This is a genomic window from Serinicoccus marinus DSM 15273 (assembly GCF_008386315.1).
GTDB lineage: Bacteria > Actinomycetota > Actinomycetes > Actinomycetales > Dermatophilaceae > Ornithinicoccus > Ornithinicoccus marinus.
On sequence record NZ_CP043808.1, the window covers coordinates 1,910,619 to 1,928,358 of the forward strand.

The 17,740-nt window shown below is 73.7% G+C and carries 14 protein-coding genes, 1 other RNA gene and 3 pseudogenes; 8 read left to right on the plus strand and 10 right to left on the minus strand.

The window, feature by feature from the left end:
• The first annotated feature begins 112 nt into the window (after window positions 1-112).
• On the plus strand, window positions 113-580 hold the full coding sequence (locus tag FU792_RS08935; RefSeq protein ID WP_022925546.1) for a Fur family transcriptional regulator: 468 nt from the start codon (window positions 113-115) through the stop codon (window positions 578-580).
• Window positions 577-2,143: pseudogene (locus FU792_RS08940) on the plus strand (catalase). Before FU792_RS08935 ends, FU792_RS08940 begins: the two are co-directional and overlap by 4 nt.
• 116 nt (window positions 2,144-2,259) lie before the next feature.
• Here the strand turns inward: FU792_RS08940 and FU792_RS08945 are convergent.
• From FU792_RS08945 to FU792_RS08970, 6 genes and pseudogenes are all read right to left on the minus strand, one after another.
• Window positions 2,260-3,024 (minus strand): SseB family protein, encoded by a 765-nt coding sequence (locus tag FU792_RS08945; RefSeq protein ID WP_022925548.1) that lies wholly within the window; start codon window positions 3,022-3,024, stop codon window positions 2,260-2,262.
• Window positions 3,021-3,728, minus strand: coding sequence for a 1-(5-phosphoribosyl)-5-[(5-phosphoribosylamino)methylideneamino]imidazole-4-carboxamide isomerase (locus FU792_RS08950; RefSeq protein WP_022925549.1), 708 nt, complete (start codon window positions 3,726-3,728; stop codon window positions 3,021-3,023). The genes FU792_RS08945 and FU792_RS08950 overlap by 4 nt, the downstream gene beginning before the upstream one ends.
• Entirely contained in the window at window positions 3,725-4,369 is a 645-nt protein-coding gene (locus FU792_RS08955) for a hypothetical protein (RefSeq protein WP_022925550.1), read from the minus strand. The genes FU792_RS08950 and FU792_RS08955 overlap by 4 nt, the downstream gene beginning before the upstream one ends.
• A gap of 10 nt (window positions 4,370-4,379) precedes the next feature.
• Window positions 4,380-7,768: pseudogene (locus tag FU792_RS08960) on the minus strand (bifunctional [glutamine synthetase] adenylyltransferase/[glutamine synthetase]-adenylyl-L-tyrosine phosphorylase).
• Between the two features lie 13 nt (window positions 7,769-7,781).
• On the minus strand, window positions 7,782-9,110 hold the full coding sequence (locus FU792_RS08965) for a glutamine synthetase family protein (RefSeq protein WP_028131119.1): 1,329 nt from the start codon (window positions 9,108-9,110) through the stop codon (window positions 7,782-7,784).
• Between the two features lie 4 nt (window positions 9,111-9,114).
• Window positions 9,115-9,462: an MGMT family protein gene (locus tag FU792_RS08970; RefSeq protein ID WP_028131120.1), complete on the minus strand. Its 348-nt coding sequence runs from the start codon at window positions 9,460-9,462 to the stop codon at window positions 9,115-9,117.
• 62 nt (window positions 9,463-9,524) lie between these two features.
• On the opposite strand from FU792_RS08970, the gene FU792_RS08975 reads away from it, so the two are divergent.
• Window positions 9,525-10,526 (plus strand): TIGR03557 family F420-dependent LLM class oxidoreductase, encoded by a 1,002-nt coding sequence (locus tag FU792_RS08975; RefSeq protein WP_022925554.1) that lies wholly within the window; start codon window positions 9,525-9,527, stop codon window positions 10,524-10,526.
• 22 nt (window positions 10,527-10,548) lie between these two features.
• On the opposite strand, the gene FU792_RS08980 is transcribed toward FU792_RS08975, so the two are convergent.
• Window positions 10,549-10,812, minus strand: coding sequence for a hypothetical protein (locus tag FU792_RS08980; RefSeq protein ID WP_237740048.1), 264 nt, complete (start codon window positions 10,810-10,812; stop codon window positions 10,549-10,551).
• A gap of 14 nt (window positions 10,813-10,826) precedes the next feature.
• Here FU792_RS08980 and map point away from each other — a divergent pair.
• The 3 genes and pseudogenes from map to FU792_RS08995 all read left to right on the plus strand — a co-directional run bounded on the left by map (window position 10,827) and on the right by FU792_RS08995 (window position 13,100).
• Window positions 10,827-11,686 (plus strand): annotated as a pseudogene (gene map, locus FU792_RS08985) (type I methionyl aminopeptidase).
• Window positions 11,687-11,756: 70 nt separating this feature from the next.
• A complete protein-coding gene (gene ppgK, locus FU792_RS08990; RefSeq protein ID WP_022925557.1) occupies window positions 11,757-12,515 on the plus strand; it encodes a polyphosphate--glucose phosphotransferase in 759 nt (252 codons plus the stop codon).
• A 204-nt stretch (window positions 12,516-12,719) separates the two neighbouring features.
• The gene (locus FU792_RS08995) at window positions 12,720-13,100 is read left to right on the plus strand and encodes a type IV toxin-antitoxin system AbiEi family antitoxin domain-containing protein (RefSeq protein WP_022925558.1); all 381 of its coding nucleotides are present in this window, start codon (window positions 12,720-12,722) and stop codon (window positions 13,098-13,100) included.
• Window positions 13,101-13,177: 77 nt separating this feature from the next.
• Here FU792_RS08995 and FU792_RS09000 read toward each other — a convergent pair whose 3' ends face one another.
• Complete coding sequence (locus tag FU792_RS09000; RefSeq protein WP_149814705.1) at window positions 13,178-14,635, minus strand: GuaB1 family IMP dehydrogenase-related protein; 1,458 nt, start codon at window positions 14,633-14,635, stop codon at window positions 13,178-13,180.
• Between the two features lie 38 nt (window positions 14,636-14,673).
• Here FU792_RS09000 and FU792_RS09005 point away from each other — a divergent pair, with 38 nt between their 5' ends.
• On the plus strand, window positions 14,674-15,339 hold the full coding sequence (locus tag FU792_RS09005; RefSeq protein ID WP_022925560.1) for an MBL fold metallo-hydrolase: 666 nt from the start codon (window positions 14,674-14,676) through the stop codon (window positions 15,337-15,339).
• Window positions 15,340-15,389: 50 nt separating this feature from the next.
• On the opposite strand, the gene FU792_RS09010 is transcribed toward FU792_RS09005, so the two are convergent.
• Window positions 15,390-16,484: a VIT1/CCC1 transporter family protein gene (locus tag FU792_RS09010; RefSeq protein ID WP_028131121.1), complete on the minus strand. Its 1,095-nt coding sequence runs from the start codon at window positions 16,482-16,484 to the stop codon at window positions 15,390-15,392.
• A 70-nt stretch (window positions 16,485-16,554) separates the two neighbouring features.
• Here FU792_RS09010 and rnpB point away from each other — a divergent pair.
• Window positions 16,555-16,937, plus strand: an RNA gene (rnpB, locus tag FU792_RS09015) — RNase P RNA component class A.
• Here the strand turns inward: rnpB and FU792_RS09020 are convergent.
• Window positions 16,931-17,737, minus strand: a complete 807-nt coding sequence (locus FU792_RS09020) for an HAD family hydrolase (RefSeq protein ID WP_028131122.1) — start codon at window positions 17,735-17,737, stop codon at window positions 16,931-16,933. The genes rnpB and FU792_RS09020 overlap by 7 nt on opposite strands.
• Window positions 17,738-17,740 lie beyond the last annotated feature (3 nt).

Below are 17,740 nucleotides of genomic sequence, written 5' to 3' on the forward strand. Positions count from 1 at the left end.
CCATACCCAGGTTTTGCCCGGCCTTTGCGATGCGCGCCCCGATCACCGGCCGAGGCGACCGGTCAGCCTGCCCTAACTTGAGTGGTTCAAGTTGCGGTGGTCGGATCAGTGCATGAGCACGACCGACCTCGCCCCGTCCCTGCGTGGTGCCGGGCTGCGGGTGACCCGCCCCCGGCTGGCGGTCCTCGGCCTGCTGCAGGAGAACCCGCACGCGGACGCCGCCCAGGTGGTCTCGCTCGCGCGCCGGCGCGCCGAGGGGATCTCCGTCCAGGGGGTCTACGACGTGCTGTCCGTCCTGTGCGGGGCGGGCCTGGTGCGCCGTATCCAGCCGGCCCACGCCGTCGCCCGCTACGAGCTCGACCTCGGGGACAATCATCACCACGTCGTCTGCCGCTCCTGCGACGTCCTCGTCGACGTCCCCTGCGCCGTCGGCTCGGCACCCTGCCTCGAGCCCGCCCCCGCCCTCTCGGTCGGCTTCGACGTCGACGAGGCCGAGGTCATCTACTGGGGCCTGTGCCCGGACTGCCGACCCGACCCCTCAGCTGCCCGCATGTCCACCACCCCCAAGGAGAAGGTATGACCTACCCCGGATACATCAACGCCGAGCACTCCGGCGAGGGCCCCGAGCCCACCGGAGGCACCACCACCAACGGCGCGCCGCACGACTCCGACCGCAACAGCCTCTCGGTCGGGCCGAACGGCCGCTCATGCTGCACGACGTCAGCCTCGTCGAGGCGCTGGCGCACTTCGACCGCGAGAAGGTCCCGGAGCGCCTGCCCCACGCCAAGGGCTCCGGCGCCTTCGGCACCTTCGAGACCACCGAGGACGTGTCCGCCTACACCAAGGCCGGCATCTTCCAGCAGGGTGCCAGCAGCGAGGTCATCACCCGGTTCTCCACCGTCGCTGGGGAGCAGGGCTCCCCGGACACCTGGCGGGACGTGCGGGGCTTCTCGGTCCGCTTCTACACCGACGAGGGCAACCTGGACATCGTCGGCAACAACACCCCGATCTTCTTCGTCCGCGACCCGCTGAAGTTCCCGAACTTCATCCGCTCCCAGCGCCGCACGCCGGACAGCGGGCTGCGCGACCCCAACATGCAGTGGGACTTCTGGACCGCCAACCCCGAGTCCTCGCACCAGGTGAGCTACCTCATGGGCGACCGCGGGCTGCCCAGGACGTGGCGCGAGATGAACGGCTACTCCTCGCATACCTACATGTGGGTCAACGAGCAGGGTGAGCGCTTCTGGGTGAAGTACCACTGGCACAGCGACCAGGGCGTCCACAACATCAGCAACGAGGAGGCGGACCGCCTCGCCGGTTCGGACGCCGACTACCACCGGCGTGACCTCTTCGAGGCGATCGACCGTGGGGACCACCCGAGCTGGACCCTGTTCGTGCAGGTCATGCCGTACGACGAGGCCAAGACCTATCGCTACAACCCGTTCGACCTCACCAAGGTGTGGCCGCACGCGGACTACCCGCTCGTCAAGGTGGGCCGGATGACGCTGAACCGCAACCCGGAGAACTGGTTCGCCCAGATCGAGCAGGTGGCGTTCTCGCCGTCCAACCAGGTGGTCGGCACCGGCGTCTCCCCCGACAAGATGCTGCTGGCCCGGGTGTTCTCCTACCCGGACGCCCAGCGTCACCGCATCGGTGCCAACTTCACCCACCTGCCGGTCAACCAGCCCAAGGTGCAGGTGAACGCCTACCAGTTCGACGGGCCGATGGCCTACCTGCACTCGGGGAGCCAGCCCACCTACGTCACCAACTCCTACGGTCGCCCCTGGTCGGACCGGACCGGCCCGGTGGAGAACGGCTGGGAGGCGGACGGCGAGCTGGTCCGCCAGGCCTACGACCTGCGTGAGGACGACAGCGACACCGGGCAGGCCGCCCTCCTGGTGGGCGAGGCCTACGACGACGCCCTCGTGAGCGCCTCGCCCAGACGGTCGGCGGCATGATGGGCGCCTGCGACCCGATGATCCGCGAGCGGGTCTACGAGTACTGGCGGAACATCCACCAGGGCGTGGGTGAGCGGATCGAGCAGATCGCCGCCGAGGCCGAGGTCCGGGAGAGCGACGGTGGCACGCCGCAGGTCGAGTCCCTGGGCGAGTCCCGGTCGGACCTGGTCGGCAGCCACCGCTGACCCGGCGGCGCGCCGACGCGGCAGATCGACCGGAGCGCCCCACCGCCGCACCGCGGCCGGTGGGGCGCTCCCGTGTGCCGGGATCCCTCCACGTGGTGCGTCGGTCGTCGGCAGGCTCAGGCGGTGGCGAGCCGGAAGGTGACGGCGTCGATGCGCGCACGGGTCTCGGCGTCCACCGCGAGAGCCTCCCCGACCCGGGTGACGAGTGCCTGCACCTGCGGCCCGGAGAGGCCCGGGCGCAGACGGAGCTCGACCACGAGCTCCCCGCCGGACCCGGCGAGCCGGTGCGCCACGACGTCCCTCTCCTGCTGGACCGTGGCCGCCACGGCAGCGGCCACCTGTTCGTCCCGGTGCGCGGGCACCCAGTCGCGGGCCATCGCGAGGGCCCACACCATCGACCCGCTCAGCGTGTAGGCCGGTGGACCGGGTGCGGGGGCCAGGTCGAGGGGGATCACGGTGCAGCCCTCCTGGACGGCGGCCAGCGCCGCGCGCTGGGCGGTGACCGGGACGGGTCGGGCCTGGGGGTCCCACGCCCCGAGCGCCGCGGTGCTCGTGAAGGCCGGCAGCGCCCGCTGCCCGTCCGGCGCGACGAGGGTCACCGAGGCCATGTCGCTGCTCGCGTCGGCGGGGATGCCCGAGGAGGTGTCGACCTCGCCGGCGACCGCGACGACCGGGACGATCAACCGCGCCCGGGCCACCGCGGCGACGACGTCCTCGGCAGCCGGCTCGGGGTCGACGCCGCCGAGCAGCCGGGAGAGGCGCTCGTCGGCGGCCCCGGTGTCACCGTCGAAGCCGGTGCCGGTGAGGGTGCGTCCGGACCACGGGGTCCCGGCGGTGTCGGCGCCGTCCTGCGGCCGGTGGTCGGCGAAGCGGTGGCTCACGAGCAGACCTCCAGGGCGTCGGTCAGGGTGAAGGCGCCCTCGTGCAGCGCGGCGCCCAGCACGAGCTCGTCGACCGCGGGCGACTCGCGCAGCCGGACGACGTCCTCGAGGTCGGCCACACCACCGGAGGCGGTCACCGGCGACCCGACCAGCGCGGCGACGGAGGCGAAGAGGTCGAGGTCGGCGCCGGTGCGTCGGCCGTCCCGGGAGGCGTCGGCGACGAGCACGCGCACCCCGCCGTCCCGCAGCACCGGGTGGTCGGCGAGGACGTGCTCCGGCGGCCCGAGGACCAGCGGGGTGCCGCGGGCGACCACCTGCCCGTCCCGGACGTCGACCGCGACGACCAGCCGCTCCCCCAGTGCCGCTGCGGCGGACTCGACGAGGGCGGGGTCGGCCAGCGCCGAGCTGGCGAGGACGACGCGCCGGGCCCGGGTGCCGGCCGCCCACCTGACGTCGGCCTCGGTGGCGATGCCTCCGGACAGCTGCACCGGCACGGGAATGCCGTCGAGCAGCTCGGTCATGAGGTCCGGGTCCCCCCCGCGGCCGAAGGCCCGGTCGAGGTCGACGAGGTGCAGCATCGTCGCGCCCTGGTCCACCATCGCCGCGGCGACGGCCGCGGGGGCGTCCGCATGGCCGGCACGCACCTGGGTGGCCCGGCCACCGGCGACGTCCACGGCCGGGAGCAGGCTCAGCGTCCCCGTCACGACAGGACGCCCAGCTCCTGCCGGAGCCGCACCGAGTCGCGCACGGCGTCCTCGAACCACTCGACCTGCCGACGGTCGGGGACGACCCGGACCGCGCCGGGCAGGTCGTCGGCGCGGGCGGGCTCCTCGACGAGCCGGGTGCCGGGGAGCCCGAGCGTGGCCATGACCGCCTGGAGCATGCGGGCGGGGCGCACCCTCGTCTCGTGCAGCAGCTCCACCAGCTCGTCCCGGGTGCCCGGGTCCGCACCGGCCAGCCGCACCAGCTCGGCCGGACCGGCCAGGTCGAGACCCGGCGGGCGCAGCAGCCCCTGCTCGGGCTCCCAGACGACCCACCGCACGCGTCGGCGTCGACCCCCGCCGTGGACGGTGACCAGGGCGCGGCCGTCGACCTCGAAGAAGCCCAGCCCGGGTGCCGCCCTGGCGGGCAGCGCGCGGCAGGCGCTGACGAGGCCACCGTCCTCGTAGGGGGCACCGGCGCGGGAGGGACCGCGGGTCACCACACCCACCCATCCCTGGAGCGGGACGACCGAGACGGGGACGATGCTCGCCGCCACCCAGGCGTCCACCTCGTGCCGGGGCCCGGCCGCGAGGAGCACCCCCTGGGAGCGTCCGGACGTCGTCGGGTCGTCGGAGGAGCTCACCCGGCTCATCCTACGGACCGGCGGGGCCGCTCCCGCCCTCGCCACGTCGACCTCGTGACTCGCGGCCGAACGGGTCGCGGCGGGGCGGCGGGAAGTGCCCGGCGTCGCGCGGCGGTGACGCCGCGCGCGGGCGGCCGAAGCCGTCGGTGTGCCGGTCGCGGGACGGGGCGTCCGGGCGACCCCGGTGGGGCGCGCCCGTGGCGCGGCGCAGGGTCTCGCCGTCGCCGCCCGTCCCGGGCGGCTTGTTGCCGTAGAACAGCCGCTCGACGACCTCCCGCGCGTGCCGGGCGGTGCGCCGCCAGTCCTGCGCCAGCGAGGTGCCGGTGCCCGGGCCGCGACGCATGACCCGGGACATGCCCTCGGCGTCGCGCAGGTCGCTGGGCACGCTGTCCACCGGTCGCCCGCGCCAGACGATGCCCGCGTCGCGCAGCTGGGAGGCGACGCACCAGGCGTGGACCAGCGGCTCCTGGTCCTGCTCGGAGAGCAGCCCGGCCTCCCCGGCGGCACGCAGCGCGTCGATCGTGCTCGTGGTGCGCAGCCCCGGGTGGTCGTGCGCGTGCTGGAGCTGCAGCAGCTGGGCCACCCACTCCACGTCCGAGAGCCCACCCATGCCGAGCTTGAGGTGGGTCCGCGGGTCCGCGCCGCGGGGCAGCCGCTCGGCCTCCATCCGGGCCTTGAGCTTGCGGATCTGCCGGACCGCGTCGTCCCCGATGCCGCCGTCGGGCCAGCGCAGCGGACGGATCATCTCGCTGAAGGCCTCGCCCAGCCGGGGGTCCCCGGCGACCGGGCGGGCGCGGAGCAGGGCCTGCGACTCCCAGCCGGCCGACCACCGCTCGTAGTAGGTGCGGTAGCCCTCCAGGCTGCGCACGAGTGGGCCGGCCTTGCCCTCGGGGCGCAGGCCGGCGTCCAGCTCCAGCACCGGGTCCGGGCCGGTTCCGGTGAGCCCCTTGCGCAGCTCGGCGACGATGTCGGTGGCCTGCTCGGCAGCGAGCTTCGGCGTCGCCCCCGGGAGCGGGTCGTAGACATACATGACGTCGGCGTCGCTGGCGTAGCCGACTTCGCGCCCGCCGAGCCGGCCCATCCCCACGAGCAGCAGGGCCGCTGCCGCGTCCTCGCCGCGGCGCTCCAGCACCCGGCGGGTCGCGACCCCGAGCGCCCCCTCCAGGTAGGCGTCGGTGAGGTCGCTGAGCGCCTGCCGCACCTGCGGCCCGTCCCACCCGGCGGCCAGGTCGCCCAGCACGATGCGCACCAGCTCGCGGGCGCGGACCGAGCGCACGGAGGCGAAGGCCTCCTCCGCGCTCTCCTGCCGCGTGGCGGCGGCCGTCATCCGGGCGACCAGCGCCTGCTTGTCCGGAGCGACCAGCTCACCCTCGTCCCCCAGCAGCGCGACCGTCTCGGGGCTGCGGATGAGCAGGTCCACGGCATACCGGCTGGAGGACAGCACCCGCGCGAGGCGCTGCGCGGCGCTGCCCTCGTCCCGCAGCATCCCGAGGTACCAGTGCGTGGTGCCCAGCGCGTCGCTGATCCGGCGGAAGGCCAGCAGCCCGGCGTCGGGGTCGGCACCGTCGGCGAACCAGGACAGCATGACCGGCAGCAGGTGCCGCTGGATGGTGGCCCGGCGGCTGACCCCGTCGGTCAGCGCCTCGAGGTGTCGCATGGCGCCGGCCGGGTCGCGGAAGCCGAGGGCGGCCAGCCGCTCGCGGGCGGCCTCGGGCGACAGCCGCGCCTCGTCGTAGGAGAGCCGGGCCACCGCGGACAGCAGGGGGCGGTAGAAGAGCCGCTCGTGCAGACGCCGGACCTCCCGACGCACCTGCTTCCACCGCTGCATGACCGCGCGGTCGGCGTCGCCGCGCTCCCCCAGGGCGCGGCCGAGCCGCCGCAGGTCGGCCTCGCCGGTCGGCACGAGGTGGGTGCGCTTCATCCGGTGCAGCTGCACCCGGTGCTCCAGGCACCGCAGCAGCCGGTATGCCTCGTCCAGCGCGTGCGCGTCCTCTCGCCCGACGTAGCCCCCGTCGCGGAGCGCGGCGAGCGCCTCCAGCGTCGTCCGCGAGCGCAGGCTCGGGTCCGCCCGGCCGTGCACGAGCTGCAGCAGCTGCACGCTGAACTCGATGTCCCGCAGGCCGCCCGGGCCGAGCTTGATCTGCCGGTCGACCTCGTCACGGCGCACGTGCTGCTCCACCCTGCGGCGCATCGACTGCACCTCGTCGACGAAGTTGTCCCGGCCCGCGGCGTCCCACACCATCGGCTCGACGATGTCAGCCACCGCTGGCCCAGTTCGCCGTCCCCGGCCACCACCCGCGCCTTGAGCAGGGCCTGGAACTCCCAGGTCTTGGCCCAGCGCTGGTAGTACTCGCGGTGGGACTCGAGGGAGCGGACCAGCGGACCGTTCTTGCCCTCGGGCCGCAGCGCGGCGTCCACCTGCCAGAGGGTGCCCTCCGCCGTGGCGTCACCGCAGATGCGCATGACCGCCGAGGCCAGCCGGGCGCCGACCGCGACGGCCTCCGCCTCCTCCGCCCCGGCCTGCGGCGCGGCCAGGAAGATGACGTCGACGTCGGAGAGGTAGTTGAGCTCGCGCCCCCCGGTCTTTCCCATCGCGACGACGGTCAGGGCGCAGCTCTCCTCGTCCTCCACCTCGGCCCGGGCGAGCAGCGAGGCCCCCTCGAGCGCGGCCGCGGCGAGGTCGGCCAGGGCCCCGCCGACCGCCGGCATGAGCCGGACCGGGTCCGGGGAGCACAGGTCGGCCGTCGCGACCCGCAGCAGCTGGCGCCGGTAGGCCACCCGCAGGGCGTCGGCGCCGGCCCGGCCCGTCAGCCCGCGCACCGCCTCGACGACGGTCCACGGCTCGGGAGCGCGACCCTCGGCGACGTCGGGGACGTGCTCGGGGTGCCGCAGGAGGCCCTCGCCCAGGGCGACAGACCCGCCCAGCAGCGTCAGCAGCCGACGCCGCGGCTCCCCGCCGGAGGCCACGACCGGGAGCGTGGCCTCGTCGCACCGGGTCCCGTCCGCGCCCGTCGACCGCGGGTCGAGCAGCCGCACGAGCAGGAGCAGCGCCGCGTCCGGGTCAGCGCCCGCCCCCAGGTCCGCCACCAGGCCGGGCACGTCGACCTCGGCGCGGGGGGCGGGGGCGGTGCCGGTGTCGTCGTGCTGGTCGGCGTGTCCCTGGCCGGCGGAGTCGGTGCCGATGTCGGCGGCGTCGGTGTCGGCAGCCGCACCCGCCCCGCCGTCCGCCGCCGCGATGCGTTCCAGCACCTCGGCGAGCAGCCGGGCCGCCCGGCCGCTGTCCTGGAACCCGCCGCGGGCCAGCTGGGCGGCACCCAGCCGGTCCCCCTCGGGGCGGCCACCCGCACGCGGACGTCCGGGCGTCGCGGCGCCCGCGCGGGAGGTCTCGGGTGACGGCACGGCATACCCTCGCTCAGAGGTGCAGGAGGTAGCGGTCCAGCTCGAACTGTGTCACCTGGGACCGGTACTCGCCCCACTCCTGCCACTTGTTGCGCAGGTAGAAGTCGAAGACCTGCTCCCCCAGCACCTCGGCGGCGAGCTCGGAGCCCTCCATCACCGCCACCGCCTCGCCCAGGCTCTGCGGGAGCGGGTCGATGCCCATGGCGCGCCGCTCGGCGTCGGTGAGCATCCACACGTCGTCCTCGGCCTCCGCCGGCAGGTCGTAGCCCTCCTTGATGCCCCGCAGCCCCGAGGCGAGCACCAGCGCGTAGGTGAGGTACGGGTTGCAGGCGGCGTCGATGGAGCGCACCTCGACCCGCCGGGAGTGCCCCCGGCCGACGGAGAACATCGGCACCCGGGCCAGCGCGGAGCGGTTGTTGTGGCCCCAGCACACGTGCGCCGGTGCCTCACCGCCGCCCCAGAGCCGCTTGTAGGAGTTGACGAACTGGTTGGTGACCGCGCAGATCTCCCGGCTGTGCGCGAGGACCCCGGCCATGAAGCGACGCCCGGTCTGGGAGAGCTCGTAGTCCGCCCCCGGCTCGTAGAACGCGTTGGTGTCGCCCTCGAACAGCGAGACGTGGGTATGCATGCCGGACCCGGGGTGCTCGGCGAGCGGCTTGGGCATGAAGGTGGCGAAGGCCTTCTCGTGCAGCGCCACCTCCCGGACCACGGTGCGGAAGGTCATGATGTTGTCCGCCATCGACAGCGCGTCGGCGTAGCGCAGGTCGATCTCCTGCTGCCCCGGGCCGCCCTCGTGGTGGCTGAACTCGACCGAGATGCCCATCTGCTCCAGCATCTCGATCGCGGCGCGCCGGAAGTCATGGCCGTCGCCGCGGGCGACGTGGTCGAAGTAGCCGGCCTGGTCCACCGGCGCCGGCCCGAGGGTGCGGTCGTAGGGCTCCTTGAACAGGTAGAACTCGATCTCGGGATGGGTGTAGAAGGTGAACCCCTGCTCCCCGGCGCGGTCCAGGGTGCGGCGCAGGATGTTGCGCGAGTCGGTCGCCGCGGGGGTGCCGTCGGGCATGTTGATGTCGCAGAACATCCGGGCGGTGCGGTCCCGCCACGGCAGCACCTGGAAGGTGTCCGCGTCCGGCTGGACGATCATGTCCGCCTCGTAGACCCGGGTGAAGCCCTCGATGACGCTGCCGTCGATCCCGATGCCCTCGGTGAACGCCTGCTCGAGCTCGGCCGGGGCCACGGCGACCGACTTCAGGGTGCCCATGAGGTCGGTGAACCACAGCCGGACGAACCGGATGTCCCTCTCCTCGATGGTGCGGAGGACATACTCCTGCTGGCGGTTCATGGCCTCATCCTGCCGCATCGTCGAGGTCGGCCGCCGCCCGGGCGTAGTCCTCCCCCAGCCGCCCCAGATCGGCCCGGTGCTCGGCGAACCGGCAGCCCGAGCCGGCGGGCTTGAGGGCGATGCCCTCCTCCCGCCAGTGCGGCAGGGCCCGGGCCAGGAGCTCGGCCGGGAGGTCCCCGGCGACGTTGGTCACCCGCCACCAGGTGACGTTGCCGCCCCAGTGCCGCATGACCGACCCGACCTGGCGCGGGCCGATGCCGACGAGCGCGGCGAGGTCGCCGTAGCAGACCACGCGCCCGCGCGGCACCTGCTCCACCGCGCGCAGGACCCGCTCGACCAGCACCTCATCCACCCCGGGCACGCTACGCCCCGCTCGGCTGCCGGGTGTCGGGACGTCGGCATACCCTGGGCGGCATGAGCGATCTCACCGTCGGGTATGCCGCGATGCTGGAGCAGTTCCACCCCTCCGAGGCCGTGGCGCTCACCGCGGCGGCGGAGGAGCACGGCTTCTCCGGGTGCATGGCGGCGGACCACTTCGCCCCGTGGGTGCCGAGCCAGGGGCAGTCCGCCTTCGTGTGGAACGTCCTCACCGCGGTGGGCGAGCGCACGACCGGGGACCTGGGGCCGGGGGTCGTCTGCCCGAGCTTCCGCTGGCACCCGGCGGTGGTGGCGCAGGCGGCCGCGACGCTGGAGGCGATGTACCCCGGGCGCAGCTGGCTGGGGGTGGGCGCCGGCGAGGCGCTCAACGAGCACGTCCTGGGTGGCTACTGGCCCGAGGCCGGTGAGCGGTCCCGGAGGATGTTCGAGGCGGTCGAGCTGATCCGCCAGCTCTTCGACGCCTCGCTGGCCGACAAGGACACGAAGTTCGCCGGCGAGTTCTTCCGCATGGAGACCACCCGGCTGTGGACGATGCCGGAAGCCGCGCCGCCGATCCTCGTGGCGACCGCGGGGCCGGTCAACGCGAAGAAGACCGGGCGGCACGCGGACGGCATCATCACCGTCGGCGCGCCGCGGGAGAAGATCGAGATGCTCCTGGGGCGCTTCGCCGACGGGGCACGGGAGGCCGGCAAGGACCCGGAGGCGATGCCCAAGGTGCTGCAGCTGCACCTGTCGTGGGCGGAGACCGACGAGCAGGCGCTGGACAACGCGATGACGCAGTGGCCCAACGGCGGGATGAAGTTCGGCAAGGCCGACATCCGCTCCCCGCACGACTTCGCCGCGATGGCCCAGCTGGTGCGCCCCGAGGACTTCGAGGGACGGATGGTCATCTCCAGCGACCCGGACGTGCACCGCGCGCACATCCAGGGCCTGCTCGACCTCGGCTTCGACCGGGTCTACCTGCACAACGTCGGGCGCAACCAGCAGCAGTGGCTGGAGGTCTTCGGCGCCGAGGTGCTGCCGAAGCTGCACCGCTGAGGGCGAGCACGCCCGGGGCGCCTCAGCTCTGGTCGTTCAGCGGGTTGCTGTCCCAGTCGTCGTCCTCGCGGTCCTCCTCGTCCCACTTCTCGGTCTTCGCCGCCGCGATCTCGTAGGCCCGGGAGGCCTCCTGCTCGCTGTCGTAGGGACCCATGAGGTCGCCGCTGCGGGGGAGGTCCGGGTCGTCGCCGCGCTGCACCTGACCGGACTTGGTGTTGAACCAGTACTCCATCTGCTGACCTCCGAAGGCGATGCCGACTGCCTGCCGCCGAGGGTACGGCGGCACCTAGACTCGACCCTATGCCCACCCTCACCCCGATCGCCCCCGGACAGGTCAGCCCGCGCCGCCCGGTGCCGGGCTCGATCGTCCGCCCGGAGTATGTCGACCGCCCCGGCCCCGCCCCCTTCCGCGGGTCCGAGGTCAAGGACGCCGAGACCATCGAGGCGATGCGCGTGGCCGGGCGGCTCGCGGCGCAGGCGCTCCAGGCCTGCGGCGAGCTGGTCCGACCCGGGGTCACGACCGACGAGATCGACCGGGTCGGTCACGAGTTCCTGCTGGACCACGGCGCCTACCCCTCGACGCTGGGCTACCGGGGGTTCCCCAAGTCGCTGTGCACCTCGGTCAACGAGGTCATCTGCCACGGCATCCCGGACGACCGGGAGCTGCGCGAGGGCGACATCTGCAACATCGACATCACGGCATACCTCGGCGGGGTCCACGGCGACAACAACGCGACCTTCCTCGTGGGCGAGGTGGCCGAGGAGACCCGGCTGCTCGTGGAGCGGACCCGGGAGGCGCTCGCGCGGGCCATCAGAGCGGCGCGGCCGGGGCGCGAGATCAACGTCATCGGGCGGGTCATCGAGAGCTACGCCGGCCGGTTCGGCTACGCGTGGTGCGCGACTACACCGGGCACGGGGTCGGCGAGGCCTTCCACTCCGGGCTCGTCATCCCGCACTACGACGCCGCGCCCGACTACTCGACCGTCATCGAGCCCGGGATGACGTTCACCATCGAGCCGATGCTCAACCTCGGGACACCGGACTGGACCGAGTGGGCGGACGGCTGGACGATCCTCACCGCCGACGGGGCACCGTCCGCGCAGTTCGAGCACACCCTGCTCATCACCGACGACGGGGCCGAGATCCTCACCCTGCCCTGAGCGGGTCCCGGTGTCGCGTGGGCTGACGTTGCGGCATACTCCCGGAAGGTCTGTGACGAGGGAGGACACCATGGCAAAGAAGCACGGTCTGGGCATCGACATCGGTGGCAGCGGCATCAAAGGGGCACCGGTCGACCTCAAGGAGGGCGAGTTCGCGACCGAACGGCAACGCATCCCGACGCCGGAGGAGTCGACGCCCGAGGCGGTGGCCGAGGTCGTCGCCGAGATCGTCGAGCACTTCGAGGACGAGATCGGCAAGAAGCAGCCGGTGGGCATCACGGTCCCGGCCGTCGTGCACCACGGCACGGTGCGGACCGCGGCCAACATCGACCAGTCCTGGATCGGCACCGATGCCGACGCGCTCTTCACCGAGCGGGTCGGGCGGCAGGTGCACGTCGTCAACGACGCGGACGCCGCGGGCGTCGCGGAGATGCACTACGGCGCGGGGCGGGGCAACGACGGCGTCGTCCTGCTGACCACGCTCGGCACCGGGATCGGCACCGCGCTGTTCATGAACGGCGAGCTGCTGCCCAACACCGAGCTCGGCCACCTGGAGCTGGACGGGCACGACGCGGAGACGCGCGCCGCGAGCAGCGCCCGGGAGAACGAGGACCTGTCGTGGGAGGACTGGGCCGACCGGCTGCAGCGCTACTACTCCCACGTGGAGGACCTGCTCTGGCCCGACCTCATCATCGTCGGCGGCGGCATCTCCAAGAAGGCGGACAAGTACCTCCCGCTGCTGCACACGCGGGCGCCCATCGTGCCGGCCCAGCTGAAGAACGACGCCGGCATCATCGGCGCCGCCTGGCAGGCGCAGCACCTGGGCTGAGGGCCGCGGGATCGGTCCGGTCCAGCGCCTCCGTCCGTCCCCCCTCGTCTGGACGCCGGAAGGTCACTCGAGAGCCCCCTCGAGGAGGCTCCCGAGTGACATACCGGCGCACAGCGGACATACCGGCGTCCAGACTCGGGCCGAGGTGTCCACAGATCTGCGCAGGGCCCGCCACGACGACCGTCGGTGCGACAGCGTGGACCCATGGACCCCGAGCTCCAGGCCTTCCTCACCACGCACCACCACGTCGTCACCACCCGGGAGGCGGCGGCCCTCGGCTTCAACCGCGAGGTGCTGCGGCGCCCTGTGCAGCGCAAGGTCCTGGCCCGCGTGGCGCGGGGGGCCTACGTCCAGACCTCGGTCCTCCTCGGTCATCGGCACCTCGCGGACCGCACGTCCTGCGCGCCCGCGCCCTGCTCCGCTGGCACCCGGACGGGTGGGCGGCGAGCCACACGACGGCCACGCTGCTGTGGGACCTGCCGCTCCTCGACGACGGTCCTCGCCGACCTCGGTCTCGTGGTCGTCCCGCAGTACCGCATCGTGGACGACGGGCGCGTCGTCCGCGCGCCTCGACGTCACTCGTGAGCCTGCCCGGGGAGGCTCTCAGATGACGAGCGGGCTCGGAGATGACATACCGGCGCACAGCCGGGCGCCCGCCCCCCTCACCAGGAGGTATGCCGGGGGCGCCCCTCGTCGTAGCCCGCGGCACCCTGGATGCCGACCACCGCGGTGGTGTGGAACTCCCCGATCGTCCGCGCCCCGGCGTAGGTGAAGGCCGAACGGACCCCGGAGACGATCTGGTCGATGAGGTCCTCGACGCCCGGCCGGGCCGGGTCGACGAACATCCGCCCGGAGGAGATGCCCTCCTCGAAGAGCGCCGCGCGGGCGCGGTCGAAGGCCGACATCTCCCGGGTGCGGTGGCGGACCGCCCGGGCCGAGGCCATACCGAAGGACTCCTTGTAGTGCCGCCCGTCGGTGTCCCGGATCAGGTCGCCCGGCGACTCCAGCGTGCCGGCGAACCACGAGCCGACCATGACCGAGGCGGCGCCGGCGGCCAGCGCGAGGGCCACGTCGCGGGGGTACTTCACGCCACCATCCGCCCACACCTGCGCACCGAGCTCCCGCGCGGCGTCCGCGCACTCGAGGACGGCGGAGAACTGCGGGCTTCCCACGCCCGTCATCATCCGGGTGGTGCACATCGCCCCGGGGCCGACGCCCACCTTGACGATGTCGGCGCCGGCCGCGACGAGGTCCTCGGTGCCGGAGCGGGAGACGACGTTGCCCGCGGCGACGGCCACCCGGACCCCGGTGCGCTCCTCGTGCGCGTCCCGGGCCGCGACCACGAGCGGCAGCGCGTCGATCATCTTGTCCTGGTGCCCGTGGGCGGTGTCGACGACGAGGACGTCGGCGCCGGCGGCCAGCAGGTCGGCGGCCTTCGCCCGCACGTCCCCGTTGATCCCCACGGCGGCGCCGACGCGCAACCGACCCTCGCCGTCCAGCGCGGGGGTGTAGATCCCCGAGCGGACGATGCCGGTCCGGGTGAGGACGCCGAGGAGACGGCCGTCGACGACGACCGGCGCCATCCCCGCCCGGGTCTGCTCGAGCTGGTCGAAGGCGGTCCGAGGGTCGACCCCGTCCTCGAAAACCACCCGCGGTGGCTCCATGACGTCCCGGACCGAGGCGAAGCGGTCCACCCCCTCGGTGTCGTCCTCGGTGACGATGCCGACCGGGGCGCCGTCCTCGACGACGACCGCGGCGCGGTGGGCCCGCTTGGACATCACCGAGAGCATCTGCGCCACCGGCGCGGCGGGGTCGACGGTGATCGGGGTCTCGTAGAGCGGGTGGCTGGCCTTGACCTGCTCGATCGTCGCCCGCACCTGCGGCCGCGGGATGTCCTGCGGGAGGACGGCGATGCCACCGCGACGGGCGACGGTCTCGGCCATCCGGCGCCCAGCGACGGCCGTCATGTTGGCCACGACGAGCGGCAGCGTGGTCCCGGTGCCGTCAGCGGTGGTCAGGTCGACGTCGAGACGCGAGGTCACCGACGAGCGGGACGGCACCATGAAGACGTCGTTGTAGGTCAGGTCGTGCACCGGCTCGGTGCCGTTGAGGAACTCCACGGGCCCCAAGGGTAGGCCCTGGGTGCCTACAGTGAGGTATGCAGATCACGCACCTCGGACATGCCTGCCTGCTCGTCGAGGTCGCCGGGGAGCGCATCCTCGTGGACCCGGGCGCCTTCTCCGACCTCGACGGGCTGCGCGACCTCACCGCGGTGGTCGTCACGCACCAGCACGCCGACCACCTCGACCCCGAGCGGGCTGACGACCTACTCGGCGCCAACCCCGGCGCCCGGGTGCTCATGGAGGCCGAGACCGCTGGGAAGGTCGTCGAGGCGGGGTATGCCAACCGGGTCGAGGTCCTCGGCGCGGGCCGGACGGTCCAGCTCGGCGGGTCCGGGGTGACGCTCACCGGCGTGGGCGAGCGGCACGCCGACAACCACCCCTACGTGCCGCGCGTCGGCAACACCGGCGTCGTCATCCGCGCCGAGGGCGAGCCGGTGCTCTTCCACCCGGGCGACGCCCTGGACGGAGAGCCGGGTCAGGTGGACCTGCTGTGCGTGCCGGTCAGCGCGCCCTGGGGCAAGGTCGCCGAGAGCATCGCCTTCGTGCGACGCCTCGCGCCGGCGCGCGGGATCGTCCCGATCCACGACGGGCTGCTCAACGATCGGGGTCGCGCGATGTACCTGAAGCACCTCGGTGACTTCGGCGCCGACGGTGGGGTCGAGGTGCTGGACCTGCGTAGGGCCGGGGCCACGCGCTTCTGAGCAAGACCGTGCGGCCGGTCGGCGCACAGTGCGCGGCCGGTCGGGGGCGGTCAGCCGATGCCGGCGGCGCCGAAGGCCAGGCCGAGCAGGTAGGTGACGACGGCGGCGGCATACCCGATGAGCAGCTGGCGCACCCCCCGGGCCAGGGGCGAGGCCCCGGAGAGGACGCCGACCACGGCGCCGGTGACGAGCAGCGCCAGCCCGACCAGGAGCATCGCGATCCCTGCGGCGACCAGCCCGGACGCGCCGAGCAGGTAGGGCAGCACCGGGACCAGGGCGCCGGAGGCGAAGAAGCCGAAGCTGGCCAGCGCCGCGCCCCAGGGGTTGAGGACGGCGTCCTGGTCCTCGGCGTCCGTCGCCGCCGCCGGCACGGCGTCCGCCGGCGCGTGCCCGGCCCGGGCGACCTGCCCCAGCACGTCGGCGGCCCGGGCGCGGGCGTGGTCGCGGTCCATGCCCCGGGCGCGGTAGACGAGCTCGAGCTCGTTGGTCTGCAGGTCCAGCTCCCCCAGCGCCCGGTGGGTCCCGGTGGCGGGCTGCGAGGCGGAGAGCAGCTCCCGCGCCGAGCGCACCGAGATGTACTCCCCCGCCCCCATCGACAGCGCCCCGGCCAGGAGCCCGGCCATGCCGGCCGCCAGGACGACCGCCCCGGACACCCCCGTGCCGGCCATGCCCATGATGAGCGCCAGGTTGGAGACCAGGCCGTCGTTGGCACCGAAGACAGCGGCACGGAAGTTGCCGGACAGCTGCAGCCGACCTCGGGCGGCGAGGCCGCGCAGCACCTCCTCGTGGACCTGCTCGTCCGCCGCCATCGAGGTCGCCGCGTCCTGCTCCTCGGCATACTGGTTGTCCGACTTCGACCGCTGCAGCAGCGCGAGCACGAAGACCATGCCGAAGCGTCGTGCCAGCCAGGCCTGCACCCGGTGGCTGAGGTTGGCCCGCGGCGGAGGCTTCGCGTGGTCCCCCAGCAGCTCGATCCAGTGCCCGGCATGCCGCTCCTCGGCCCGCGCGAGCGACAGCAGGATGTCGCGCTCCTCCCCCTGCCGGCGCGCGGCGACGTCGCGGAAGACCTGGATGTTGGCGCGTTCGTCGGCGAGGTGGCGGCGCCAGCGACGCAGGTCGGCGGGCGCGGGCTGGCGGGTCGTCACGCGCACTGAGTCTACGTCTGGTCGACGGGGCGTCCGGCGCTCCCGGCACCGGTATGATCCTCGTCGTGGATGAGTCGGCCAGGCGGCCGCGGCGGGCACCCTCGTGGTGACCCGTCGAGGAACGTCCGGGCTCCACAGGGCAAGGTGGTGGCTAGCGGCCACCCGGGGCGACCCGCGGGACAGTGCCACAGAAAGCAGACCGCCCGCCCTCGTGGCGGGTCAGGGTGAAACGGTGGTGTAAGAGACCACCAGCACGCCAGGTGACTGGCGTGGCTCGGTAAACCCCACCTGGAGCAAGGCCAGACAGTGCGCGTCCGAGGGCTGCCCGCCCGAGCGCACGGGTAGGCCGCTGGAGGCGTGCGGTGACGCACGTCCGAGATGGATGGTCGCCACCCTCGCAGTGCCGGCGACGGCGCGAGGGGACAGAACCCGGCGTACCGGCCGGCTCATCCACCCCGCAGCAGCACGTCCAGGGCGCGGGCGACGCCGTCCTCGTCGTTGCTCGCGACCACCTCGTCGCAGACGGCGAGGACGTCGGTATGCGCGTTCGCCACGGCGTGCGCGCGTCCGGCCCACTCCAGCATCGGGATGTCGTTGGGCATGTCGCCGAACGCCCAGACCTCGGTGGCGTCGACCGGCCGGCGCTGCTCGGCGCACCAGGTCGAGATGGCCAGGGCCTTGGTGACGCCGCTGGCGGTGACCTCGGCCATCCGCACCGCGCCGGAGTGGGCCACCTCCGCCCGGTCGCCGACGACCTGCGCCACCCGCGCGCTCAGCTCCTCGGTCTCCCAGCCGTCGTGCCGGACGAGGATCTTGCCGGCCGGCTCGGCCGCCAGCTCACCCAGGCTCCCCCGCAGCCACTCGCCGTCGATCCGTCCGCTGGCCCGCTCGAAGTCGGGCTCCCGCGCGAAGCCGCGCAGCGACTCGGTCGCGAGCTGCGCACCCGGCACACCCTCCTTGATGTCCTGGAGCAGCCGGCCGGTGAGGTCGGCACCGATCAGCCGGTGGCCGACCACCTCGCGGCGGGCGACGTCATAGGTGAAGGCGCCGTTGCCGCACAGGGCCAGGCCGGTGACGCCCAGGTCACCCAGCTCGTGCATCCACCGGGGCGGACGGGCCGTCACGAGCACGACCACCACTCCTGCCTCGGAGCACCGGTCGAGGACGTCACGGGTATAGGGCGAGACGGTGCCGTCGGAGCGCAGCAGCGTGCCATCGCAGTCGGTCGCGACGACCCGGGGGGCCTGCGGCACGCG